The sequence below is a fragment of the Sphingopyxis sp. genome, assembly GCF_036402335.1.
Taxonomy (GTDB): domain Bacteria; phylum Pseudomonadota; class Alphaproteobacteria; order Sphingomonadales; family Sphingomonadaceae; genus Sphingopyxis.
This window is the reverse complement of record NZ_DASWTD010000397.1, coordinates 1-6,462: the sequence shown is the minus strand read 5'-3', so window position 1 is coordinate 6,462 and position 6,462 is coordinate 1. Positions and strand designations below refer to the sequence as shown.

The following is a 6,462-nucleotide window of genomic DNA, read 5'->3' as shown; positions in this document are numbered from 1 at the left end:
CAATTCGCCCTTTGCGACCTCGCTCGCCAAGCGGTTGCCGCAGCCCGACCTGCCGGTGCAGCTTTTGGGCGGCGCGATCCGCGACGATGTGCTGAAAGCGACGGGCGGTAGCCAGCGGCCCTTCGTCAGCGCAAGCATTACGGGAACGCCAGTCTATCTGGTGCCGCGCCCGGCAGCCGCGGTGCCTGCGGCTTCCGGCGACCGGACCGCGATCGAGGATCTTTTGTGGAAAGGCGCCGTCGCCGAAAACAGCGTGCGCGCATTCAGCGCCTATCTCGCCGAATTCCCGGCGGGCAAGTTCGCGAGCGAGGCGGGCGACAATATCAGCCGGCTGCTCAAGAAGCCTGCCACGCCAACAATGGCGGTCGCAACAATAGCCAAAGCCCCCTCCCCCCTTCCGGCGACGGCCCCCACGCGCAAGTTCGTCCTGTCGGGCGTGCGCGTCGAATGCGTCAAGCTGACCGGCCGGTTGGGGCTCGGCTTGCCCGACCAGCTGTTCCTGCGTTTCAACACGGGACAACGTTTTCCTGAAGGAAAGAGCGAGATTTATTCGATCAGGAAGGGCGAGAGCTGGGTCGTTCCCGACAGCTTCGAGTTCGACCAGCCGGTCAGTTTCCAGCTGCGCGAATTCGACGACATCGGCGGCAGCGACAATATCGGGACGATCGACATCGGCGATGCGTCGGGGACGTTCACGAAGACGCTTGATGGGGACGCCAGCGATTATCGGGTGACCTATACGCTGACGATTGCCTGAGGGCCGATTGCGCACCTCCCTGTGACGCGGGCGCGGTTCTATCGGTCGGACTGCGTTTCCACCGATTGCCTGAAACGCGCGAGCTTCGCGCTTGCGGCCGCCGCATGCGGGCCGATCCAGCGGTCGTGGATATCCTGGATCGGCATCGCGTTGAGGTGGTTCCAGCGTTCGCGGCCACGGCGTTCGGCGATGACGAGGCCGGCGTCTTCCAGCACCCGCAGATGCTGCATCACCGTACAGCGGTCGATGTTGGCGAAGTTGCCGCACAGCGTGCCCGTGGTCAGCGGCTGATCCTTGAGCGTGTCGAGAATCTGGCGGCGGACGTGTGACGCCAAAGCCTTGAAAACGAGATCATATTCTTCGTGGATTGACATGTTATAAATCTATAACATAATGTCGGGCGAATCAAGCGGAGATTGTCGATGGAACTGAAGTTCAGGGTTGCGGCGCGGATCGCAAAGCCGGTGCACGAGGTGTTCGAGGCGGTGGCCGACCCCCAAAAGCTGTCGAACTATTTCACCACCGGCGGTGCGAAGGGCCGGCTCGAGACCGGCGCGACGGTCGAATGGGATTTCCATGATTTCCCGGGCGCCTTTCCGGTCTGGGTGATCGAGGTCGTCCCCGACGAGAAGATCGTGCTCGAATGGCAGGCGAACGAGGGCGAGGCGCCGAACGTCGAGGGCGGCGAACTGAAGGACGCCGATTACCGCACGCGCGTGACGATGAGCTTCAAGGGCCTCGACGACGGACGGACGCTCGTCGAGATCGCCGAGGAAGGCTGGCGCGAGAACCAGGGCGCGCTGAGCGCCTCCTATGGCAATTGCCAGGGCTGGTCGCAGATGCTCTGCGCGCTCAAGGCGTGGACCGAACATGGGATCAACCTGCGCGAGGGCATGTATATCTAGCGGCGTCGCTGGCGGCCGACGAACATCGGAGCGGCATTGCGGATATCGCGGCCCGGCGTTAGCGTCGGAGCATGACAAGCGCGCCGCCGGTGATGATCCTCGGTTGCGGTCGCAGCGGAACGTCGATTTTCGGCGAGCTGTTCGACGGCCTCGATCTTTACTCCTACCAGAGCGAACCGGCGTTCGAAGCGGTGCTGGCTGCGGACTACAATATGCCGCAGGCGTTCAAGGTGCCGCGCGAGAGCGACCTTCATCCGGCGAAGCCGGGATTATCGTTTCCGCTCGACCGCTTTCTGGAGGCGGCGCCCGGCGCACGATTATTCTGGATCGTGCGGCACCCTCTCGACGCCGTTTGTTCATTGCGCATCGGAATAGCCAAGCAGTGGGGACATCATCCGCGGCCGCCCGACTGGCAGGACTGGCTGGCGCGCCCGCTGATCGCGCAGTGCGCGCATCATTGGGAATTCCTCAATCGCGCCGGATATGCGCAGGTGCGCCATGGCGCCACCCTCGTCCGGTTCGAGGACATGATCGCCGATCCAACCCGATTTTCGGCCACGATATGCAAGACGCTCGGCATCGATCCCGACGCCAACGCCCTGCACCTCGCGCAATGGTCGAACCGGGTGCAGAACAGCAACAACCGGAATTTCATCGAAGCGCGGACCTCGCGGGCCTATTCGCGGCCCGACCACAAGGTCCGTATCGACCGCTGGCGCGAGAATCTGACGACCGAAGAGGTCGCGGCGATCTGGGAGATCGTCGGCGAGACGGCGCTCGCGATGGGTTATCCCCGCCCCGATACGGAATGAAGCGGCGCTAATCCGGATATTCGAGCTGCAGCGGGCGCGAACCGATCGGGGCGCCCGTGTTCGCGTCGACGACGACCGGACGGACGGCTTCGCCCGTTTCGGCGTCGAGATGCCGGCTGAGCGCGCCGGCACCGTTGTATTTTCGCCCCCACGCACCGATCGCCATCAGGATCGGCAGGAAATCGCGCCCCGCATCGGTGAGCAGATATTCGTCGCGCGGCGGACGCTGGCTGTAGCGTCGCTTTTCGATGAGCCCCGCCGCCGCAAGCGCCGCCAGCCGCCGCGCCAATATGTTCGGCGCGATGCCGAGGCTGGTGCGCAGTTGCTCGTAGCGCATCAGCCCGCGCTCGATATCGCGCAGCACCAGCATGCTCCAGCGGTCGCCGACACGCATCAGTCCGCGGTCGACAGGACAGGTACCCAAATTATTTTCATTCTCGCTCATTGAAGTCATATGGGGCAGTCACTATCATTTTGCAAGCGACCCGCACGCTTCCTGTTTTGGGGCCGCCTCATAAGGAGCAATGATATGTCTATCCCCAATGGAACGGCGCTGATTACGGGCGCCTCGACCGGCCTTGGCGCCCTCTATGCCGATCGCCTCGCCAGGCGCGGCCACGACCTGATCCTCGTCGCGCGCAATGGCGCACAGATGGAGGAACTCGCCGCGAAACTGCGCGTCACGACCGGCGTCCAGGTCGACGTGATCGCCGCCGACCTCACCAGGAGCGACGATGTGACGCGGATCGAACAAAGGCTGATCGACGACGCGAATATTGCGCTCTTCGTCAACAACGCCGGCATGTCGCTGAACGGCGGCACGCTGGAGAATAGCGCGGCCGAGATCGAGAGGATCATCGCGCTCAACATCACTGCCGCCGCGCGGCTCGCGATCGCGGCGGGCAAGGCGTTCGGCGCACGCGGCAAGGGCGCGATCGTCAACATCGCGTCGGTCCTCGCGCTTGCGCCCGAGATGTTCGAGGGCGTGTACAGCGGATCGAAGGCCTTCCTGCTCAACCTCAGCCACGCGCTCGCGGCGAACGGCCGCGAACAGGGCTTCCATGTCCAGGCGGTGCTGCCGGGCGCGACACGCACCGAGATCTGGGAGCGTTCGGGCAAGGATATCGATGCCTTCCCGGCCGAGATGGTGATGACCGCGGACGACCTTGTCGATGCAGCGCTGCTCGGGCTCGATCGCGGCGAGGAGGTGACGATCCCGCCGCTCGCCGACGACGGCCAGTGGACGAATTATCATGCCGCGCGGCTGGCGATGGCGCCGAACCTGTCGCGGCGCGAGGTCGCGGACCGGTACCGGGTGGGCGTGGCCGCCTGATGCTTCTCCCCTCCCGCTTGCGGGAGGGGAGATCGGTTCTCCGGAATCGTTAGCGCGATTCCCGGTCTTTCTCCCCCACCTCGACCAGCCCGTGTCCGACGCTGACCCGTTCGTCGAAGACAAAGCAGCTGCCGTGCCAGCGGCTGCCGGCTTCGGGCACCTGCTCGAGATAGGCGAGGATGCCGCCTTTCAGATGGACGACGTCCTCGACGCCTTCGTGGCGCAGGAAAGCGGTCGATTTTTCGCAGCGGATACCGCCGGTGCAGAACATCGCGACGCGCTTGCCGGCGAACTTGCCGGCGTTGGCGCGCCACCAATCGGGAAATTCGCCGAAGCTCTTCGTCGCGGGATCGATCGCATCGGCAAAGCTGCCATAACCGACCTCGAAGCCGTTGCGCGTATCGATGAGCACCGTGTCGGGATCATCGACGAGCGCGTTCCAGTCGGCGGGATCGACATAGGGTGCCGCGTCGCGCGCGGGGTCGAGCCCCGGCACCTTCATCGTGACGATTTCTTTCTTGAGGCGCACCTTCATCCGCTGGAAGGGCATCTCGGCGGCGGTCGAATATTTGACGTCGAGCGCGGCGCAATCGGGAAGATGGCGGATATGATCGATAACCGCGGCAACGCCCGCTCTGGTTCCGGCGATCGTTCCGTTGATGCCTTCACGCGCGAGAAGCAGCGTACCCATCACGCGCTCTGCGGCGCAGAGGTCGATCAGCGGCTGGCGCAAGGCAGCGGGATCGTCGAACGGCGCGAAACGGTAGAGGGCGGCAACGGTGAAGGTCATGGCGGCGCTCCCTTAAACAAAAGCGGCCGTCATTGCGAGAAAGCAGTCCTCCCTGCCGTGAAGCGATGGGAGGAGCAGGCCCCTACCGAAACGGATCGCCGCGCCCGGTCGCATATTGCGCCATCGCCATCGTCGTCCATTGCGCGTTGACGCGAATGCAGCTCGGAAAAACGCTCGCATCGGTGACGAGCACATTGGTCGTTTCGTGGACGCGGCAATCGGGGTCGACGACGCCGTGCTGCGGATCCTCGTTGATCGCGTTGCCGCCATGCGGATGGCTGCTCGACAGGGTGACGTCGTCCTGTTCGCGGATCGCTTGCTGAAAGAAGGCATCGATATCCATATCGGGAGTGATGACCTGTCCCTTCGCCAGCGCGGGATAGCATTCGAGCGCCCCGGCGGCGAAATGCACCTTGGTCAGCGTCGCCATCGCGCGGCGCAGCATCGGCAGGTCATCCTGCGTGTCGAGCCGGAACTCGAGCTTGCCGTCTTTGACCCGCCCGCGCCGGTCGGCGGGGAACAGGATGCCCGCCGAATGGACGCGGCCGAAATTCTTCATCCGGCTCGCATGGTCGCCGAACCAGCCGGGCATCAGCGACGCCATCGACATCGGCGGCTGGAAATGGCTTTCGAGCAGAAAGTCGCCGCAGTCGACATAGCTCGACATCTGGTCTTCGTCCCACGCGTCGCCGCCGACGCCGTCCGGCATCAGCGCGACGACCGGCGACGCGACGTTCAACGACACCTGATAGCCGGTGCCGTCGATATCGCTGCGGTCGAGCAGCTTCGACGACGCGATCGTTCCCGCGGCCACGACGACGCCGACGCGCGCCCGAACCAGAGCCTTCGACCCGTCGGGCAGGATCAGCCTGACCGCTTCGGCCTCGCGCCGACCGTCATAGGCGGTCTGCCAGACGATCCGGTCGGCCTTCGTACCGGGCAGGATACGCGCGCCATGGTCGCGGCACGCCGCGGGCAGATAGGTCTGCGCGATGCCCATGCGGCGGCCGTAAGCGCAGCCCGAATTGCAATAGCCGCAATAGGCGCAGGCGTTTACCGTGTTCGGCGGACCGAAATTCTTGGCGAACCAGTCGGTCACCGCGCGCCGTTCGCGGGGATCGGTCGACGCGGCGGCGTAGGCGCGCCAGCCTTCGATCAGGTGCGGGCCATTGTGCCGCCCGCTCCGCGGTTCGATCGGTGCGATGCCCAGCCGATCGCGGACCGCGTCATAGCTGGCATGAAAGGCAGCGGCGTCGACCGGCGCGCCGATGCTCGCCCATTTGGCGAGCACGTCCTGCGCGTCGGGGTGCGTGCGCCCGGGCTCGTTGACGCGCAGGCAGATCCCGTTGTTGATCGTCGACGACCCGCCGACGCACCGCCCCTGAAACACCACAAAATCGCGGTTGGTCGAGGTTTGCAGCGCGCCATGCTTGTAGAGATTGGCGACCATGTCGAGTTCGTGGTGGGTGATCGCGTGGCTGGGGTAGAAGGGCCCCGCCTCGACGATCAGCACCTTATAGCCCTGCGCAGCGATATTATACGCCGCAACGCCGCCACCCGCGCCCGAGCCGATGACGATCACGTCATATTCACCCTCGACGCTGTCGGCATCAAGGATATGCGCCGGGTCGATCTCGCGGCCGTGGACCGGTTCGAGCGGCATGTCTCCGCCGCCGCGCTGCCGGAACTTGGGCAGCGTGAAGCCGATCTGGCGGTGCACGGGATTGGCGACATTGGCGTCCTGGTCGCCGGGCTCCAGCCCCGGCTGCCAATGCCCGTAATAGCAGGCGTAGACGATGCCGCGCAGCCGGGCCATGTCCTGGAACAGGTCGATCTGGCTGTTCTGAAGCCGGTCCTTCAGCCTT

8 protein-coding genes are annotated in these 6,462 nt (G+C 64.9%); 4 read left to right on the top strand and 4 right to left on the bottom strand.

What is annotated here, in order from left to right; genetic code table 11:
* On the top strand, positions 1-757 hold a 757-nt coding region (locus tag VGD20_RS12730; protein WP_331134802.1), incomplete at its 5' end, for a hypothetical protein.
* A gap of 38 nt (positions 758-795) precedes the next feature.
* Here the strand turns inward: VGD20_RS12730 and VGD20_RS12725 are convergent.
* Entirely contained in the window at positions 796-1,131 is a 336-nt protein-coding gene (locus tag VGD20_RS12725; protein WP_331134801.1) for an ArsR/SmtB family transcription factor, read from the bottom strand.
* A gap of 48 nt (positions 1,132-1,179) precedes the next feature.
* On the opposite strand from VGD20_RS12725, the gene VGD20_RS12720 reads away from it, so the two are divergent.
* Both VGD20_RS12720 and VGD20_RS12715 read left to right on the top strand, forming a co-directional pair.
* Positions 1,180-1,662, top strand: coding sequence for an SRPBCC family protein (locus tag VGD20_RS12720; RefSeq protein ID WP_331134800.1), 483 nt, complete (start codon positions 1,180-1,182; stop codon positions 1,660-1,662).
* Between the two features lie 71 nt (positions 1,663-1,733).
* On the top strand, positions 1,734-2,474 hold the full coding sequence (locus VGD20_RS12715) for a sulfotransferase (protein WP_331134799.1): 741 nt from the start codon (positions 1,734-1,736) through the stop codon (positions 2,472-2,474).
* Positions 2,475-2,481: 7 nt separating this feature from the next.
* On the opposite strand, the gene VGD20_RS12710 is transcribed toward VGD20_RS12715, so the two are convergent.
* Complete coding sequence (locus VGD20_RS12710; RefSeq protein WP_331134798.1) at positions 2,482-2,919, bottom strand: helix-turn-helix domain-containing protein; 438 nt, start codon at positions 2,917-2,919, stop codon at positions 2,482-2,484.
* A gap of 84 nt (positions 2,920-3,003) precedes the next feature.
* Here VGD20_RS12710 and VGD20_RS12705 point away from each other — a divergent pair, with 84 nt between their 5' ends.
* Positions 3,004-3,807 carry an SDR family oxidoreductase gene (locus tag VGD20_RS12705; protein WP_331134797.1) on the top strand — a complete coding sequence of 268 codons (804 nt, stop codon included), beginning with the start codon at positions 3,004-3,006 and terminating at the stop codon, positions 3,805-3,807.
* A gap of 49 nt (positions 3,808-3,856) precedes the next feature.
* Here VGD20_RS12705 and VGD20_RS12700 read toward each other — a convergent pair whose 3' ends face one another.
* Entirely contained in the window at positions 3,857-4,597 is a 741-nt protein-coding gene (locus tag VGD20_RS12700; protein ID WP_331134796.1) for a rhodanese-related sulfurtransferase, read from the bottom strand.
* 82 nt (positions 4,598-4,679) lie between these two features.
* Positions 4,680-6,462 (bottom strand): GMC family oxidoreductase N-terminal domain-containing protein (locus VGD20_RS12695; protein WP_331134795.1); only part of this gene is annotated, 1,783 nt, incomplete at its 5' end.

Bases quoted from the DNA above. Each gene is read 5' to 3' on its own strand.
- VGD20_RS12720 (WP_331134800.1), top strand. From the start codon at position 1,180: ATGGAACTGAAGTTCAGGGTTGCGGCGCGGATCGCAAAGCCGGTGCAC.
- VGD20_RS12705 (WP_331134797.1), top strand. From the start codon at position 3,004: ATGTCTATCCCCAATGGAACGGCGCTGATTACGGGCGCCTCGACCGGC.
- VGD20_RS12700 (WP_331134796.1), bottom strand. From the start codon at position 4,597: ATGACCTTCACCGTTGCCGCCCTCTACCGTTTCGCGCCGTTCGACGAT.
- VGD20_RS12715 (WP_331134799.1), top strand. From the start codon at position 1,734: ATGACAAGCGCGCCGCCGGTGATGATCCTCGGTTGCGGTCGCAGCGGA.
- VGD20_RS12725 (WP_331134801.1), bottom strand. From the start codon at position 1,131: ATGTCAATCCACGAAGAATATGATCTCGTTTTCAAGGCTTTGGCGTCA.
- VGD20_RS12710 (WP_331134798.1), bottom strand. From the start codon at position 2,919: ATGAGCGAGAATGAAAATAATTTGGGTACCTGTCCTGTCGACCGCGGA.